Here is a 17,199-nt window from a genome sequence, read left to right on the forward strand (position 1 = left end):
TTTCTCAATGCTAAAAAGGACAGAAACCGGATTCGCCCAGGGCGTAAGCTAAACCTGGCACTCAGCTTGATTGAGTGCCAGAATACCCTTAAGCTAAATAGTGCATTTGGAGTTACAAGACTCCAGACTGGCACCGGAAATCTGGCAACCCGCGACGTCAAAGTTCCGGTACTAAAACCGAAAAGTTTTTGGAAAAAGAAAGGGAGGTCTGCAGTGTCAGTCTCCATTAAGCCGTTAGAAGATCGCGTCGTGATTCAGCAGGCAGAAGCGGAACAAAAGACCGCTTCGGGTCTGGTTATCCCCGACGCTGCTAAAGAAAAGCCGCAGGAAGGTAAAGTAATCGCGGTGGGACCGGGTCGCGTTGATGACCAGGGCAACCGGGTTCCGATGGATGTTGCCGAGGGCGACAGCGTGATTTACTCCAAGTACGGCGGCACCGAAGTTAAATACGGTGGCGAAGAATACTTGATTCTTTCCGCGCGTGACATTTTGGCAAAGGTTGAGCGTTAAGCATTAACGTGGCTGCGCGGTTTTCGCGCCATTAAGCCATAAAGCAATCGGCGGGATCGGAGAAATCCGACCCCGCCTTTTGTCTGCCCTCGCCGCTGCGTGAGGCACCGCCGCGGCGAGGGAAAATGCTGGAGAAACAAAAGGCCGGGGACGAGAAAAATCGTCCCCGGCCTTTAAGGCTATTTAGTTGTTATTTCATCGCGCGGAACTACTTTTCTTTCGGCGCCGGCAAAATCACGTCGCGAACTAGTTCTTGCAGGTCAGTGTTGGACTTGAGGAACCCGCGTAGGGTGCGCACCGTGGGGCCGAAGGTGTCGAACTCTTCGATGCTCATGCCATCTACTTCGTAGGCGCGGCGGAAATCTTCCACCTTCATCAAGGTTTCCATGATTTCGTCTGCTACCGGTTCTTCGAAGCGTGGCTCGTACTGGTAGTCGGACTCTTGGATCCGCTTGGACCAAGCAAAAGGCGGAGAAATAACGATGTCGCCACCGACCAGCTCTGTGTACTGCATGGTGTTACGGAAGGCCGCAACTAGCATGCGGGAACGCAAGCCCCGTTTTTCGAACTCGGCAGCAGCCTTCTTGACTGCAGCAATTCCGCCCCATTCGAGGTGTCCGGGGTTTAGAACCAGTTTGTCGCGGTTTGCGCAAATCTTCAGCCAGTCATCGAGGCGGCCAACCATCAAGGTTACGACCGGACCCATCGTGGAAATGTCTTTGCCTTCAGCTTCGCGCCGTTTCAGGCCGCGCTCAATAGCTTCACCCGAAGCAACTGCCTGGGGAACGGAGAAGGATACGGTTACGTTCATGGATACGCCACGGTAGGTGGCATCTTCGATAGCTTCAATCCCAGTCTTGGTGGCAGGTACTTTTACCACAATGTTGGGAGCCATTTCGGAGAACTCTACTGCCTGGTCAGCTAGTGCCTTGGCGTTGCGGTAGTTCGCCGGATCGGTTTGCACCGAGAGGCGACCGTTACGGCCATTGGAGGCTTCGAAGGCTGGTTCTAGCAGCTTGGCGGCCTCAATGGACATATCTTTAACAGCCTGCCAACCGATTTCGGATTCGGTGGCGGTGGGCATGCTCTCGGCAATCTTTTTGATGCGAGGAGCCCAGATGTCTAGGTGCTTGGAAATAGTAGTGTAAGCAATGGTCGGGTTACAGGTCGCACCTACTCCGCCCCAAGAGATCGACTGACGGAGTTCTTCCAGATCGGAAGAATCGTTCCACAGCGCGGTCTTTGAATTCTTGGCTGCATCTAGCAGGGGACCGGGGGTCATCTTAATCTCGGTCATTGAGTCTCCTTCGTTCTTCAACGGACACCGCCTTCGGTGCCGGTTCCCTTCCAGGTTAAGGGGAAAAACCCACAGCGTCAAGACTTTGACAGGACAATAGAGCAAAGGGAGAGTGAGCTTCGTCACTAAAGGCTGACGGTGAAGCGATATCGAGATGCGCGATAAACGTGGTCTCCGATTTCAATGGGAACCCCGGATTGGTTGTAAGAGACGCGTCGCATACTCAAAATTGCGGCTCCCCGTGATTCTTGCAGGGTTTCTGCCTCTTCGCTGCTGGCTTTACGGGCGGAAATAGTTTGCGAGGCGCTAACCACTTCGTGCCCATGGCTACGCATTGCGTCATAAAGGCCGCCCGAACGTAGCTCCTTTTCAGTGGGGGCTACTTCCGAGGGAAGATAGTTAGTCATAATCGCTAGCGGCTCGCCATTGGCAAGGCGCAAGCGTACAACTTTGATAACTGTTTGTCCTTCTTCAAGGCGCAGATCCTCTGCTATCTCTTTACTAGCCTCGACCTCTTCGTAGGAAAACACCTTAGTGGTGGGCTTTTGTCCTGAGTCTTTTAAGTCGTCGTAGAGGGAAGAGAGTTTTACCTGACGGTGTATTTCTTTAGGGGCAACGATAGTGCCTACAGCGCGTTTGCGTACCACCAAACGTAAATCGACTAGCGATTGCAGGGCGCGCCGGGCAGTGGGGCGCGATACTCCCAGGCGGGAGGCCATCGATAGTTCATCTTCAAGTTTTGCTCCCGGCGGAATAGTGCCGTCTAGGATTAACTCCTTAATGGGTTCAGAAATCTGGTGGTACAGGGGAACGGGAGAGGAATGGTCGAGCTCAATATCGGTTACGTAGGTTTTGAGCGTTGCCATGGGGGAACTCCTTCCTAGGGGCGCTTTGAGGCTACAATAGCGCTTATTGTTATATGGCTATTACATTAATGTAGAATACACCTAAAATTAACGTTGGCGACACCCTTTGTTAACGGTGTGTAATTGATTTTTGTCACCCGTCCGGTCGCTCTAAGTCTCGAAATTTGAATTTCAGGCTTCCCCTCGCTTTAGAACTTTGCTAGAATGTCATTACAAAGCGTTGCCAGTTTGTGATTATCACACCAGCGGCGCTGACAAGGTAGTCAACAACGATGTAAAAAGGGGATAGCTGGTATGAACAGTTTCAAGATGCCGGCCGTAGACGTGCTCACCATCGGGCGCTCAGGGATAGATATTTATCCGTTACAGACCGGAGTAGGGCTAGAAAAAGTTGAACAATTCGGAAAGTTCTTGGGTGGCAGTCCCATGAACGTCGCGGTAGCAGCCGCAAAGCTGCGCCACTCTTCCGCGATTATTACCGGAGTAGGTAAAGACCCTTTCGGTAAGTTCGTGCGTTCGGAGATGCGCTCACTAGGGGTGTATGACAGCTACGTAGTTGATAACCCCAACTTCGCCACCCCGGTAACATTTTGCGAGATATTTCCGCCCGACGATTTCCCCCTCTACTTCTACCGGGAACCCTCCACCCCTGACCTGGAGTTAACGGAAGCAGATATTCCCGAGGACGCCGTGAAAGACGCCAGAATATTTTGGATTTCCGTTACCGGCCTATCCGAGGAGCCCTCGCGTAGCGCTCATCATCACGCCCTAGACCTGCGGGATTTGTCAGAGACAGATAAATGGACAATCGCTGACCTGGATTACCGGTCTACTTTCTGGAGCGATGAAGAAACCGCTCACCGCGAAGTGGAACGAATGCTAGAGAAAGTTTCGGTAGCGGTTGGCAATAAAGAGGAATGCCGCATTGCGGTGGGAGAAACCGAACCGGATCGCGCCGCCGACGCCCTCCTGGAGCGGGGAGTAGAAATCGCAGTCGTAAAGCAGGGGCCCCTGGGAACCTTATGCAAGACCCGCGAAGAGCGGATTGAAGTCCCCGTAACTCCGGTGAAAGTCACCAACGGTCTGGGTGCGGGCGATTCATTTGGAGGATCGCTTTGTCATGGATTGCTCTCGGGCTGGGATTTACCGGAGATTATTTCGGCGGCCTCCACCGCCGGGGCAATTGTCAGTTCCCGTCTGGAATGCTCCACAGCGATGCCGTCTGAACCGGAAATCCTAGACATGATTTCTAAGAACCCCCAGTCCGCTCCGATTGTTACTAAGAGGTAAGGCCATGGGACAGCTAATCGCAAAACTGGCAGAAATCCGTACCTTTGAACCGGAACGGATAGCAAAAACTCTGGAAAATCGTCCTCGTCCCAGCCTGAAAGAAGCGCTGCAAGGAAAAGACGGTAAACCGGGAAAACTGATGGTCATTGCTTGCGATCACCCGGCGCGCGGGGCACTGGCAGCCGGAGATGATCCCTCCGCCATGGCCGACCGGGAAGAATTGCTGGCGCGCTGCGTGGAAGCGCTCTCGCGACCCGGAGTAAATGGGTTCTTAGGTACCGCCGATATGATCGAGGACTTGGCGCTGCTGGGCACCCTCGATAATAAAGTCGTCTTCGGATCCATGAACCGCGCCGGCCTAGCGGGGGCTACTTTTGGAATGGATGACCGTTTCAACTGCTACGATGCCCAGGGCGTGAAAGATGCCGGGTTGGCCGGGGGGAAAATGCTGACCCGGATCAACTATCAAGATTCCGGCACCGTCTCCACCTTGCAGGCGACCGCCCGCGCCATCGATGAACTGGCAGAGCGAAAACTCATGGCGATGGTGGAGCCGTTTATTTCGGAAGGCCCGGCTGAAAACGTCAGCAACGTCCTCACCCCGGAAGCAGTCATTAAATCGATGGCGATAGCGGCCGGGCTGGGACGTACCAGTGCCTATACCTGGTTGAAACTTCCGTGCGTTGCCGAGATGGAACGCGTCATGGAAGCTACTACACTTCCCTCTTTGATCCTAGGGGGAGAAGTATCTAAGGATCCCGATGCCGCCATGGAGTCATGGGGTAAAGCTTTGCGGCTGCCCAATGTCTTAGGGTTGGTCATCGGTCGTTCACTATTATTCCCGGCCAGCGGCGATGTGGCGCAGGCCGTAGACGAGACGGTAGGTTTGCTATGAGCGACAACGAAAATTATTTATTCCGCGACGGTCAGTTAAAAAATGGCCAGTTCGAATTGGATTTAACCCCGGAAAAAGCCGGTTGGGAGTTCTCGGGACTGAAAGTCTTGAATCTGCCGGCCGGAGCCAGCCAGGAGGTTACCTCCGGTAACTCCGAACTGCTGGTATTACCGCTCGAGGGCGGCTGCACGGTTAAAGTTGGCGGTGAAACTTTCGAAATCAAGGGACGTAAGGATATCTGGAGCGAAATCACCGATTACCTGTACGTACCGCTTAACACCACCTTTACGGTGAGCAGTGAAAAAGGTGGGCGGTTTGCCCTGCCCAGCTCGAAGGCCAATAACGAAAAACCGCTGCGCTACTGCCCCAAAGATGAAGTCATCTCCATGATTCGCGGTAAAGGCGACTGCACCCGGGAAGTCCACAACTACACCATGGGCAACCCGGTAGAGGTCGATCACGTGCTGGTCACCGAAGTGATCACCCCCGGTGGTAACTGGTCTTCGTATCCTCCTCATAAGCATGATGAGCATTCCGAAACTGAACGGATTTTGGAAGAAATCTACTACTACCAGGTAAAACCAGCTGCAAATGGCACTACCGGAATGGCGCTGCAGCGGATCTACCCCTCTAAGGGGCACACTATTGATGTGTGCGCCGAGGTACACAGCGGGGACGTAGTGGTAATGCCGCACGGTTGGCACGGCCCGTCCGTGGCCGCGCCCGGATACCACCTGTACTATTTGAATGTAATGGCCGGCCCGGCTGAGGACGCCACCTGGCTGGTAACTATTGATCCCGACTATGTCTGGCTCACCGAAGATTGGGGTGGCGGCGAAGCTGATCCCCGTCTGCCCATGACCAACGCCACCATCAAGGAGGACTAAGAATGGCAAAATTTGAGACCGTTCGCCTAACTACCGCGCAGGCGACAATTCGCTTCTTAATCAACCAGTATTCCGAGCGTGACGGCAAAGAATACCGTCTGATCCCAGGCACGTTCGGGATTTTCGGACACGGAAACGTGTGTGGCATCGGTCAGGCGCTGCTTCAAAACGAACTCGATTCCACCCCCGATGGGGGAGTAATGGAATACTACATGCCGCGTAACGAGCAGGGCGCAGTCCATGCGGCCGCGGCTTTCGCTAAAGCCAAGAACCGCTTGCAGACTCTCGCGGTTACCACTTCGATTGGTCCGGGTGCCTTAAATATGGTGACTGGCGCCGCGCTGGCCACCACTAACCGGGTGCCGGTATTGCTGTTGCCTTCTGACCAATTCGCTACCCGCTACCCGGATCCGGTGCTCCAACAGTTAGAGGATCCGCGTTCTTTGGACGTAACCGTTAATGATGCTTTCCGCTGCGTCTCGCGTTTCTTTGACCGGATTAATCGTCCCGAACAGCTAATGCCCTCTTTAATGAACGCCATGCGCGTGCTCACCGACCCGGCAGAAACCGGAGCGGTAGTACTGGCAATGCCACAAGACGTACAGGCCGAGGCCTTCGATTGGCCGGTAGAAATGTTTGAAAAGCGGGTTTGGCACGTGCGCCGTCCGGCAGTATCTGAAACTGAGATGGCGCGGGCGGCAGCGATTATTAAGTCGGCGAAGCGTCCCTTGATTGTTTCCGGTGGCGGCACGATCTACGCGGAAGCCTCCCAGGAGCTACGCGATTTGGCGAGTGCTACCGGGATTCCGGTTTCTGATACCCAGGCAGGTAAGGGCGCCATTAACTTTGATCATGAATGTGCCGTGGGGGGCGTCGGCTCTACCGGTGCCAATAGCGCGAACCATTTGGCAGATAAAGCCGATGTGGTGATCGGGGTGGGCACTCGCTACTCGGACTTCACTACTGCTTCCCACACCCAATTCAAGAACCCGGATGTGCGGTTCGTAAACATCAACGTGAAAGCCTTCGATGCGGCGAAACACGCGGGTGAAATGGTGGTGGCTGACGCCAAGTTGGCGCTGGCTGCTTTGAAAGAGGCACTCGGGGATTACCGGGTCTCTGAAGATTACAGCCGCGAGATTGCAGATGAGCGCGCAGACTGGTTCGAAAAGACCGCCGAATGCTACGGTGCCCATGACCAAGAGCTACCGGCGCAAACCGAGGTGTTCGGGGCGCTTAACGACATGATGGGCGACAACGATGTGGTGATTAACGCCGCCGGGTCGATGCCGGGTGATTTGCAGTGCCTGTGGCAAGCGAAGACTCCGGTGCAATACCACGTAGAGTATGCCTTTAGCTGTATGGGATATGAAATCCCGGCGGCTATGGGTGTCAAGATGGCGTTGCCGGATTCGGAAGTGGTGGCGATTGTCGGTGACGGCACCTACCAGATGTTGCCGATGGAACTGGCCACCGTGGTGCAAGAAAACATCAAGGTTATCTATGTTTTGTTGCAAAACTACGGGTTCTCTTCGATTGGCGCGCTTTCAGAGTCTCATGGCTCCCAGCGTTTCGGTACTCGCTACCGGATGGGTGATGGCAATCCCCATAACGAGGACGGGGAGCTGCTGCCGGTAGATATCGCCAAGAACGCGGAATCTTGGGGAATTAAGGTGCTGAAGGTGCACACTATCGAAGAGTTCCGGGATGCCTATCGCCAGGCGGAGAAATCTGAGCAGGCAGTGATGATTCATATCGAGACTAACCTGTTTGGTCCGAACCCGCCGAACTGTTCCTACTGGGACGTGGCGGTGCCGGAAGTTTCTCGCATCGAATCCACGCAGCAGGCTCGTAAAGAATACGAGGAAGCACTGGTGGAGCAGCGTCACTACTGGAAACAGTAGCCAATAGTCTCTGGCAAATCTAATAGTGAATGAGTCGGGCTAACGCCCGAAAAAGTTCCGGGGCGGGGAGCCTTTGGGGATAACCCTCAAAAACTCCCCGCCCCGGGAGTGTTTTTATGGGGAGGGTTTTTAGCCTCTATCGGGGCTGGTATCTATTTATCAAGCTCAGTCTGCCTAAAGATGTACCTTTCGCAGCGCTAGGGTTCCAGGATTCCTTTGGTTTGCTTAGCGAAGAAGTCATCTAAGGTCTGGGAGTAATACTTGGTCAGGTGGTCGTGATCCATATAGACGTAAAGATTTCCTACCAGGGGACTGCACGCATCATTGGGACATATCTGCGGCGATAAATCCACGAAATTGAAACCAGGGTTTTCTACAGGCAGGCCGTTAAGGGTCTTTGAATATACCTGTCCATAGGGGACGCCACAGGACTGGGGATTAGGGGATGACACAGCGCACTCATAGATATTTTGAGAAAAATTGGGAGTGTCGCGCATCGCGATTACCTTTATCCCCTTCGCCAGGAAATCGGAGACTACATCGGGGTGACCAGGCAATACTTGATCGGGACTGCCGGGTTGCGTAAGCGTGGAGACCATAATCACCGCATCTGGTTTTGCCTTATTTAACGCCCAATCCAATCCTGCCTGTACCCATTTTTTGCAGGTATCGTCATGGCCGTTAAAGTCACGGGAGATCTTGCAGCCTCCCATTAGTAGTGCGGCTAAATTCCAGTTGCGTTGCTGCGCCGTTTTCTGGATGGCGGGCAGATACTGTTCGGCATGGGAATCACCGAATACCAACACGTTGGAGCCACCAGTTGCTTGCTGGTGCAGCTGGCGGCAAGAGTTGTTATGACCAGCTGCCTCTCCAAAATCTGGCGCGCCGGCAAATGCGCCGTCACATTGGTACGGCAGGCTTGCCCACTGTTTATCTAGTTCTCCAGGAGCGGGCAAGGGATCTTCCTTGAAACTGCTAGGAGGATTTTTCTGTAGGAGGATTCGTGCTCCGGGGTGACTAGACGCGGTGACGTGCTTGGCGGGAGAGATTCGCTTGTTTATCTGCCAAGAGGCGGTAGCGATTCCGTTAGATCCTACTGCTAACGCCAAGATAATCACGGCCGCTTTGCGCCCCCAATTTTTGTTGAATAGTTTGAGCGAACGTACCGGGTTATCAACCAGTTCGGTAAGTAGAACAGCTAGCCCTAAGGAAACTAAGAAGAGGAATCCGCCCTCGAAAAGCGAAAGGTTAGCCTGCTGACGTGTTCCCATATAAACCGCGAAGATTGGCCAGTGCACCAGGTAAAGCGCATAGGAATTATCCCCGATATATACCAAAGGACGGCAAGACAATAGCCGTGCCGAAGTGGACTTCGAATCACTGCGCACAAATAGCATTACTAGGCATGCTGCCACAATGGGCAGGACACAGATGGGGCCAGGATAGGTGCCCACGGAGAGCAGACCGAAAACCACGATGATTGCTATGGAAATCCATCCCAGGGCATCGTGCCATTTGGATCCCGCTTTAACCCTGTTCATAGCAAGAGCCGCTAAAACTCCGATCGCGAACTCCCAAAATCGGATGCGAGTGTCGAAATAGTATTGCGAAGCGGTGCCGTCGAAAAACTTTACTAGTAACCAGGCAAATGAGATCAGGGCGGCGAGGGAAAAAACAGTGAAAATCCCTTTGCGGACGGAGAGTTTTAATTTGCGACAAAGCAGTGCAGTTACCGCGAAAACTACCGGGAAGATTAAGAAAATTTGTCCTTGGACTGCTATGCACCACATATGCATTAGCGGAGAAGACAGGGAATGGTCGGCAGCAAAATAGTCGACTAACTCTGACTGTAAATACCAGTTTTGGTAGTAAAACAAGGATGGCCAGGACTGGTTGATAATCTCGGTCCATCTAGTCTTTGGCAGATATTTGATGGTTAACGCAATCGCTAAGAGGATGGTGACCACCAAGGGAGGAAGCAGGCGGCGGAAAGTTTGAATCCAGCGTTTGATTATAGAGTAGCTCTTGCCAGCATCGGATCCGCGGATAAAGGAATCTGCTAAAAGGAAAGCAGAGACCATAATGAATACATCCACCCCGATGGGGGAGCCTACCTGCCAGGCGTGGAACACTATTATTTGCAAGGCGCAGAGGGCGCGCAATCCTTGAATTTCGGGGCGGAAGCGCCGCTTTTTTGAGGTAGTGGGGACTGTTGGGGAGCTCATTGCGGTGTTCTTTCGGTAGAGTTAGCTTCCTAAGGATGCTATGGCAGCACGATAAATATATGCAATCTACTGTCACATAAAACGGCTTGGGTGAGGCGCATCCTCACCCAAGCCGGTAGTTTATTTATTTTTATAATATTTAGGCGAAAGGCTGTGATTTTTCGTCTAGGGTCGCAATCGCTTCTGCCGGTAGGCTCAGGCTGGTGGAAGCCACCAGATCCTGTAGCTGTTGGGGATTACGTGCGGAGGCAATCGGGGCGGCCACGCCCTTGGCGCGTAGCCAGGCGAGAGATACTGCAGTGGGGGTAGAACCGAGTTCTGCAGCCACCTTCACCAGGGCATCTACCAGTGCAAAAGATTCGGGACGATTGTATTCCGATAAGAAATCGCTGCGGTCTTTACCGGCCAGGTCTTCTGCTTTACGGTATTTTCCAGTTAGGAACCCGGAAGCCAGCGAGAAGTAGCTGAACTCGGCAACCCCGAACTCGCTGCAAATAGGCTGGTAGTTTTCTTCAAACTCTTTACGGTAGAGCAGGTTGTATTGATTTTGGATCGCGACCGGTGCTGACAGATTCTCCTCTTTAGCAACCTGGAACCATTCGCGCATCCGGGGAGGGGAAAAGTTTGACATGGCCACGTAACGGATCTTGCCCGCTTTTACTAGCGCATCGAAGGCTCTTGCCATCTCGGCAATAGGGGTCTTATTGTCATCGAAATGCGCGTAATACAGATCGATATAGTCGGTTTGTAACCGCTTGAGGGAAGCCTCGCAGGCAGCTTGAATATTTGCGGGGGACAGTCCGGGAAAATCGGGGTGTTGGCTGACTTTAGTAGCGATAACTACCTGGTCACGTGCTTTGCGCTCGCGCAGCCATGCGCCAATTACGGTCTCAGATTCTCCGCCTTTTAACCCTTCGCCCCAGGCAGAATAAACATCGGCAGTATCAATGAAGTTCCCGCCTGCTTCCCGGTAAGCATCAATTACCGCAAAGGAATCATCCTGATTACTGGTCCAGCCGAAAGTATTTGCACCTAAAGCCAGTTCGAAAACGGAAAGTTCAGTTCCCTTAACCTGGTACATTATCTCCTCCAAAAGTAATTGTACTGTCAATTGACATGATACTAGATTCCTAAAGGTGGGGCGGGAGGACGATATGCATAGCTTATTAGTCGGCTCTTCTACCTCTGAAAGCTATCCAAGAAAATCGCTTTCTGCGCTAGTCTGCCTCCAAAACTTCTTGAAAATGTATAGCCTGTTAATAGTGAGATTGCGCAGGTTAACGCAAGGGCGATTATTTTAGTCTAAATAAAATGGCGACGATAATGGAATAATTGTTGATGTAACGGTCAGCCGAGTGGAAGCCAGATGAGAAACATAGGAGAGAGCTATCAATGAATCCGCTGGTATCAGTATTGATTCCTATCTACAACGTAGAGAAATATTTGCAGGAATGTTTGAGAAGTTTGGCGGCGCAGGACTTCAAACAGGCTGAGTTTATCTGTATTAATGATGGATCAACAGATGGCTCGCGTGACATAATCGAGTATTTCTTGAAGAAAGATTCACGTTTTAAGCTCATTGACAAGGAAAACTCTGGATACGGAGCCTCCATGAACCGGGGTCTGGAAGCAGCGCAGGGCGATTATGTAGCGATTTTAGAATCAGACGATTTCATGGAAGCAGATACGCTTAGCAAACTACACCATGCCATTAGCAGCACCGGAGCAGATGTGGTTAAAGCTAACTTCTGGATGTACTGGTCTATTCCCACAAAGCGTAACGACTTTTTTGAGGCAATACCGGGGAGAAAAAGCGAAAAAATAGCTGATCCCGCCAGCGATCCATTCATCTTTTATGCCAAGCCTTCGATTTGGTCTGCGATCTATCGAAAGTCTTTCCTCGATAAAGAAAAAATTTCTTTTTTGGAAACTCCAGGTGCTTCTTTCCAAGACACCAGCTTCACTTTTAAGGTTTGGGCTTCCACCCATAAGGTCTATTATTTGCATGATGCATTTGTGCATTACCGGCAAGATAACGAAAATTCTTCGGTAAACTCTCCTGGAAAAGTAGATGCTTTGTTTAATGAGTACCGAGAGATTAGCCGTTGGTTGGCAGCCAATCCCGAAAAGCAAAAGACGTTTTCACCCGTAAAAGTAAAAATGCTTTACGATGCGTTGATCTGGAACTACGAAAGAGTCGCCGCGGAGCACAAGGTGGAGGTGTTGCGTAAGGGACGCGCAATGTTCCTGGATGATTTTGCTCGGGGGAACGTGGACATCCGGTTATTCGAGCCTTGGAAACTCTTGGACATGAGGACAATCATGCTCTCACCGGAAAAATATCATCACGATCGAAGTCAAGGAGAGTCATTAAACCAGCGCGTTGGTAGAGTAATCCAAGAGCGTGGCTTTAGTGGGTTTGCTCGCGCCGGTGCCGTAAAGGCGGTAAATAAAGGGAAAGGTCTGGTTAAATCGTGCCGACGATATCTGTAATCGTACCCGTTTACAATGTTGAGAAATATTTAGCTCATTGCCTGGAATCGATTCGCAAACAAGATTTTTCAGATCTAGAAATCATCTGCATTAATGATGGTTCTACTGATACTTCCCCCAGATTGCTAACCATTGCCTCTGAACTTGATCCGCGCATTCTAGTGATCAACCAAGATAACCGCGGGGTTTCTGCCGCACGCAACCGGGGTCTGGGCGTTGCTTCCGGAGAAATAATAATGTTTGTCGACGGTGACGACTTCTTAGCTCCGGGAGCATGCAAGACAGTAGCAGAAGCTTTCGCAAAAGATAAACCAGATATTTTTACCTTCGGAGGCAAGGCTATTTCCTATGGGAAGCCGTCACCCTGGTTACTAAATGCTCTTTCTCCCAAGAAAGAGGTTATTCGAGGTCTAGGTGGGGACCTCTTTAAAAAAGCGAAAGAAAGACCCTATATCTGGTTATCGGCTTTTTCTCGTGTTTTCCTGGAAACCAACGCTGTGCGCTTTGAAGAGGGGCTCGCAGTTGGCGAAGATCAACTGTTTTACTTAGAAGCCTATGTTAGGGCAAATCTAATAGTAACTTCTCCTAAACCCCTTTATTTCTATCGAGCCAATCGTCTCGGATCCGCAATGTCTAGTCAGCATAAAGATGATGACAAGCGGGTAAAACAGCACTTAAACTTGGCTGACCGAGTATTTTCACGTTGGAAAGCGGCAGGCTTATTTGAACAGTATAGGGCGGGGCTGCTGTATTGGTTTCTTGATTTTATTTCTTACGATGCTTTCCATACAGATAGCTCTGAAGAGGCACTTCACAGCGTACGAAAATTGATATTCAATTATTTTGGGAATCCTCATGACGGTGATCTTGACACTGCCACCGCTTTAGCATTGCGCAATTTGGAGCATCCTGAAAATCCTCTCAGGTACCCCCGTAACCTTGTGGTGATGGTACTCGAAGGTATGCAAGATCCCGTACTTAGTTCCCAGATGGCTCTGGAAAAACTCGGAAAACTAACCCCGCTGCGAATACTTTCAGCCATTTATAGACGAATTTTTCCGGCTAGCAGTTTAATGCAATATTGGTGGATTGCAGGGGTAGGCTACACTACAGCCGCCGCGGTGGAAGATGCGCAGTCCTATAATCGTCTAATTGCCGAGTGGTCATTGTTCAGGCAGTAACCGATTTGGATACCTATGGTGCAGTTTGCTCAGGGCTATAATTTGCAGTTATGAATGTGCCAGCTGCGGGTAGTCTTGAGGATGTTTGCGTTACTAAGTAGATATGAATCAGAGTTCCAGCGCTCAAATAGGAGAGTTAAATGGATGTCGTGGGAGTAGCCTCAAACGCCGATTTCTTTAACTCCTGGCTGCTATTCTCGGTTCCTTTGGCTGTTTCTTTAGCGGTGCTGTTCCTACCTGGTCTGGCATCTGGATATGCCTTGGGTTTACGCGGCCGCTGGCTTTGGGGATGGGCGCCTGCCGGTTCAGTGGGGATAGTGTTTCTAGCGGCGGTAATAGCTTCCAAGTTAGGGATTACCTGGGGATTTCCAGTTTTACTAATCTTCTGTATCGGCGCAACTTTTATTTGCTGGCTGATTTCTTTTCTCCATATCCATTTCTATAAGTCAAAAACTATCGATACGGCAAATAGTGATGTTCCAAAGCTAAGTAGGGGCGATAAGAAGTGGGCATATTTACCACCGATACTGCTGATCGTCATGTTTTCATATGAGACAGTTCGGTTCGCTACAGCGGTGAAACGCCCCGGAGCATTTGCTCAAATCTGGGACAATCTTTTTCACTCTAATCTAGTTATGATGTTTCTCCAGAGCGGAGAGGCATCACCTTTCAAGGTTGATCTCTGGAATCCGGGAAGAGCCGGGTTCTATCCGGCGGCCTGGCACCAGGTAGTTTCCCTGGTAGCCAGTACCTGTTCAGGAGCTGTAACTACTGCTACCAACGCTGTGGCACTGGTAGTCGCTTTCATTGTTTGGCCTCTGGGAATCTTCTGTTTAGCTTCCGCAATTTTTAATTCACGTGTGATTCAGGTGATCTCCCTAGCGTTCTCCTTAGCGTTGCCTCAATTCCCATTCGCTCTCTTCAGCTGGGGGCCTCTCTACCCGAATTTGTTAAGTTCATCGCTGTTACCGGTGGTTATCGCCCTGTTTGTTAAGTGGCTTTCGGGCAATTGCCGTGCTCTCATCCCAGGATTATTTGCCACAGCTTGGGGGCTGGTCAGTGTGGGAGCCAGCCAACCTAATAATGTATTTACCTTCGTCATTGTCGCCATGATTGTCATCTGGTGGTTTGGGGTAACCCGGATGATCCGGTATTCCGGAAGATATCGAGGTCGCAAAGGGATAACAAGTGTAGTAGTGGCGGGTTGGACTGCGCTATGTCTAGCCGTCTACTGCCTGTGGGAATGGGGAACTTACCAAATTTCGCTGATCAGAGGATTCCGTACGAAAACCCCCGACTGGTTGCCGCAGGGATCTTACTGGTCAGGAATCAAGGAGATTCTTGCTTTGACTGGGGGGAGACCAGACGCTGGTTTTATGGTTTATCAGCGGTTAAATATGTTGCCGCTATCTGTTTTATTAATCATCGGTTTGGTGGTGCTGATCTTTAGACGCAAAAAAACCTGGTTGCTTCTATGCTGGCTAGTTTTTTCCGGTCTTGCTCTCGTGGGGCACTCGATGCAAGATTTGCAGCTACGTCAGTATTTGGTAGGGGTCTGGTATGCAGATTCGCCACGACTGTTTGTGTCAGTCGTAATGTTTTCTATTCCTATTGCCGCCGGGGGTTTGGGATGGTTGATTTGCCAATTTAATAAGTGGATTTCTCCAAAGGTAACTCGGAAAACTAAAACTATTATTTTAACTGTCTGTCTGGTAGCACCGGTGGGAGTAGCTGCCGACCCGACTCATTTGAAGAAGTCGTGGGAATGGATTGGCGATGTTTTTTCTATTCGCACCCCCGCAGATAAAACCCTCGGTTTAGTGGACGAGGATGAGCTCGAATTACTGCTGGAACTTCCTCGTCTCACGCCCCCCGACAGTGTAGTTTTAGGAAACCCCTGGGAAGGAGCTGCCTTTGCTTGGTCATTGGGTCAACGTCGTGCGATTTTCCCAACCTTACAAGCTGCTAGCGACCCTATGCCGGATAGGGCGTTCTTAGCTAACCAACTATACCAAGCTGAGCAAAGAAAACAGGTGTGTTCTTTCCTGGCTACTAAGAACATATACGTATTAAACTTCCGCAACCACTATTCAGGAGCGGAGGGAAAGACAGGCATTCAAAAGAAGTACCCGTCATTCGATTCTACAAATACGTCCCTACTAACTCCGGTGAAATCAGTTGGGCAGGCACACCTGTTAAAGTACCGCGGATGTCTTGGACAACTCCCTAGCGGGAAGCTTGATCCCCGATAACCATGCGGGGGGTACCCTTCCACAGCTGCGGATCGGTTACCCGGCGGCCATCAAACAACAGCTTGATGCCGGGTAAATCCTTCGCGCTAATGGTTTGGTATTCGGCGTGGTCAGCCTGCACGATGGCGGCGGTTACCTCCTCGCCTAGGTGGTAGGCGTCCCAACCGAAACCTGCTAGTTCCTCATCGCTAAACATGGGGTCATGAACCAGCACCTTTGCCCCTCGCTTGCGTAAGGAGTCAACGGTTGCGAACACGCCGGAGAACGCGGTTTCTTTAACTGCCCCCCGGTAGGAAGCTCCCAGTACCGCCACCTTGACGTCTTTCAAATCGCCTAGCACTTCCTCTACGCGGGAAACTACATATTCGGGCATTCCGGCATTGTAGGTACGCGCGGTGCGAACCACGGAGGCATCGGGGTCGGTAGATAGGTACAGCCGCGGGTATACCGGAATACAGTGTCCGCCAACCGCAATCCCGGGGCGGTGAATATGGGAATAGGGTTGAGAGTTACAGGCATCGATTACTTTTTGCACGTCAATACCGACTTTGTCCGCGTATACGGCGAACTGGTTGGCGAGCCCGATATTAACGTCCCGGTAGGTGGTTTCTGCCAGCTTGGCCATCTCGGCAGCCTCAGCGTTACCCATGTCCCAAACCCCGTTTTCACGAGGCAGGTCGGGGCGCTCATCAAATTGCAGCACGCTTTCATAGAACTTGATTGCTGCCTGGGTGCCCGTCTCAGATAGCCCGCCTACCAGCTTGGGATAGCGGCGCAAATCCTGGAATACCCGCCCGGTTAGTACCCGCTCGGGGGAGAATACTAAATGAAAATCTTCGCCCTCTTTCAATCCCGAGATTTCCTCAATCAGCGGCTTCCAGCGGTTCCGGGTAGTGCCCACTGGCAAAGTAGTTTCGTAGGAGATCAAAGTTCCCGGGGTCAGGTGTTCGGCAAGGGAACGAGTAGCTTGATCCATCCACCCGAAATCTGGCTGCCAGGTTTCGTCATTAACAAATAACGGAACTACCAGCACGATGGCATCTGCATTAGGAATAGCGTCTGCGTAGTTGGTGGTGGCGCGTAGTTTTCCTGCAGGTACTAGCTCAGAAAGTTTTTCTTGCAGGTGAGCTTCCCCCGGGAAAGGTTCTTTGCCTTGGTTAATAAGCTCAACGGTCTTCTCGTTAACATCGACCCCAATCACATCCTGTCCGCTGGAGGCAAACTGTACCGCCAAGGGCAAGCCGATTTTTCCCATTGCCACAACTGCTACGCGCATCAAAGCTCCTTTGATATTACTAAAGACTCAATAGATCCTGGTTCCAGTCTACTCGGCATTTAGGATTCTGAGTTTATTTTGTATCTCTGGTTAATGGCGCCCGGGTCTGCGCCGTATTTTTCT

Annotated in this window: 13 protein-coding genes; 8 read left to right on the forward strand and 5 right to left on the reverse strand. The window is 51.4% G+C overall.

Annotation, left to right across the window (positions count from 1 at the left end; translation table 11 throughout):
* Positions 1 to 213: 213 nt before the first annotated feature.
* A complete protein-coding gene (gene groES, locus E6072_RS05275) occupies positions 214 to 510 on the forward strand; it encodes a co-chaperone GroES (RefSeq protein ID WP_022864743.1) in 297 nt (98 codons plus the stop codon).
* A 208-nt stretch (positions 511 to 718) separates the two neighbouring features.
* Here the strand turns inward: groES and E6072_RS05280 are convergent, their stop codons facing one another.
* Both E6072_RS05280 and E6072_RS05285 read right to left on the reverse strand, forming a co-directional pair.
* A complete protein-coding gene (locus tag E6072_RS05280; protein WP_316690580.1) occupies positions 719 to 1,807 on the reverse strand; it encodes a transaldolase family protein in 1,089 nt (362 codons plus the stop codon).
* A gap of 125 nt (positions 1,808 to 1,932) precedes the next feature.
* Positions 1,933 to 2,673 carry a GntR family transcriptional regulator gene (locus E6072_RS05285; RefSeq protein WP_316690581.1) on the reverse strand — a complete coding sequence of 247 codons (741 nt, stop codon included), beginning with the start codon at positions 2,671 to 2,673 and terminating at the stop codon, positions 1,933 to 1,935.
* 294 nt (positions 2,674 to 2,967) lie between these two features.
* On the opposite strand from E6072_RS05285, the gene iolC reads away from it, so the two are divergent.
* Genes iolC through iolD form a run of 4 tightly spaced genes read left to right on the forward strand, consistent with a single transcriptional unit; the run spans position 2,968 to position 7,649 of the window.
* Positions 2,968 to 3,963, forward strand: coding sequence for a 5-dehydro-2-deoxygluconokinase (gene iolC, locus E6072_RS05290; RefSeq protein WP_316690583.1), 996 nt, complete (start codon positions 2,968 to 2,970; stop codon positions 3,961 to 3,963).
* 4 nt (positions 3,964 to 3,967) lie between these two features.
* A complete protein-coding gene (locus E6072_RS05295) occupies positions 3,968 to 4,858 on the forward strand; it encodes a deoxyribose-phosphate aldolase (RefSeq protein ID WP_316690584.1) in 891 nt (296 codons plus the stop codon).
* On the forward strand, positions 4,855 to 5,745 hold the full coding sequence (iolB, locus tag E6072_RS05300; RefSeq protein WP_316690585.1) for a 5-deoxy-glucuronate isomerase: 891 nt from the start codon (positions 4,855 to 4,857) through the stop codon (positions 5,743 to 5,745). Before E6072_RS05295 ends, iolB begins: the two co-directional genes overlap by 4 nt.
* A gap of 2 nt (positions 5,746 to 5,747) precedes the next feature.
* Positions 5,748 to 7,649 (forward strand): 3D-(3,5/4)-trihydroxycyclohexane-1,2-dione acylhydrolase (decyclizing), encoded by a 1,902-nt coding sequence (gene iolD / locus E6072_RS05305; RefSeq protein ID WP_316694245.1) that lies wholly within the window; start codon positions 5,748 to 5,750, stop codon positions 7,647 to 7,649.
* Positions 7,650 to 7,846: 197 nt separating this feature from the next.
* On the opposite strand, the gene E6072_RS05310 is transcribed toward iolD, so the two are convergent.
* The gene (locus tag E6072_RS05310; RefSeq protein ID WP_316694246.1) at positions 7,847 to 9,874 is read right to left on the reverse strand and encodes an acyltransferase family protein; all 2,028 of its coding nucleotides are present in this window, start codon (positions 9,872 to 9,874) and stop codon (positions 7,847 to 7,849) included.
* Positions 9,875 to 10,013: 139 nt separating this feature from the next.
* Positions 10,014 to 10,955 (reverse strand): aldo/keto reductase, encoded by a 942-nt coding sequence (locus E6072_RS05315; RefSeq protein WP_316694248.1) that lies wholly within the window; start codon positions 10,953 to 10,955, stop codon positions 10,014 to 10,016.
* 311 nt (positions 10,956 to 11,266) lie between these two features.
* Between E6072_RS05315 and E6072_RS05320 the strand changes: the two genes are divergently transcribed.
* The 3 genes from E6072_RS05320 to E6072_RS05330 all read left to right on the forward strand — a co-directional run bounded on the left by E6072_RS05320 (position 11,267) and on the right by E6072_RS05330 (position 15,800).
* Positions 11,267 to 12,367 carry a glycosyltransferase gene (locus E6072_RS05320; protein ID WP_316694250.1) on the forward strand — a complete coding sequence of 367 codons (1,101 nt, stop codon included), beginning with the start codon at positions 11,267 to 11,269 and terminating at the stop codon, positions 12,365 to 12,367.
* Complete coding sequence (locus tag E6072_RS05325) at positions 12,349 to 13,548, forward strand: glycosyltransferase family A protein (protein ID WP_316694251.1); 1,200 nt, start codon at positions 12,349 to 12,351, stop codon at positions 13,546 to 13,548. The genes E6072_RS05320 and E6072_RS05325 overlap by 19 nt, the downstream gene beginning before the upstream one ends.
* A 140-nt stretch (positions 13,549 to 13,688) precedes the next feature.
* Positions 13,689 to 15,800, forward strand: a complete 2,112-nt coding sequence (locus E6072_RS05330; RefSeq protein ID WP_316694254.1) for a DUF6541 family protein — start codon at positions 13,689 to 13,691, stop codon at positions 15,798 to 15,800.
* Here the strand turns inward: E6072_RS05330 and E6072_RS05335 are convergent.
* Positions 15,775 to 17,076 (reverse strand): nucleotide sugar dehydrogenase, encoded by a 1,302-nt coding sequence (locus tag E6072_RS05335; RefSeq protein WP_316694255.1) that lies wholly within the window; start codon positions 17,074 to 17,076, stop codon positions 15,775 to 15,777. The genes E6072_RS05330 and E6072_RS05335 overlap by 26 nt on opposite strands.
* Positions 17,077 to 17,199 lie beyond the last annotated feature (123 nt).

This window comes from Varibaculum cambriense, assembly GCF_032557235.1.
In the GTDB taxonomy this organism is placed as follows: Bacteria; Actinomycetota; Actinomycetes; order Actinomycetales; family Actinomycetaceae; genus Varibaculum; species Varibaculum cambriense_C.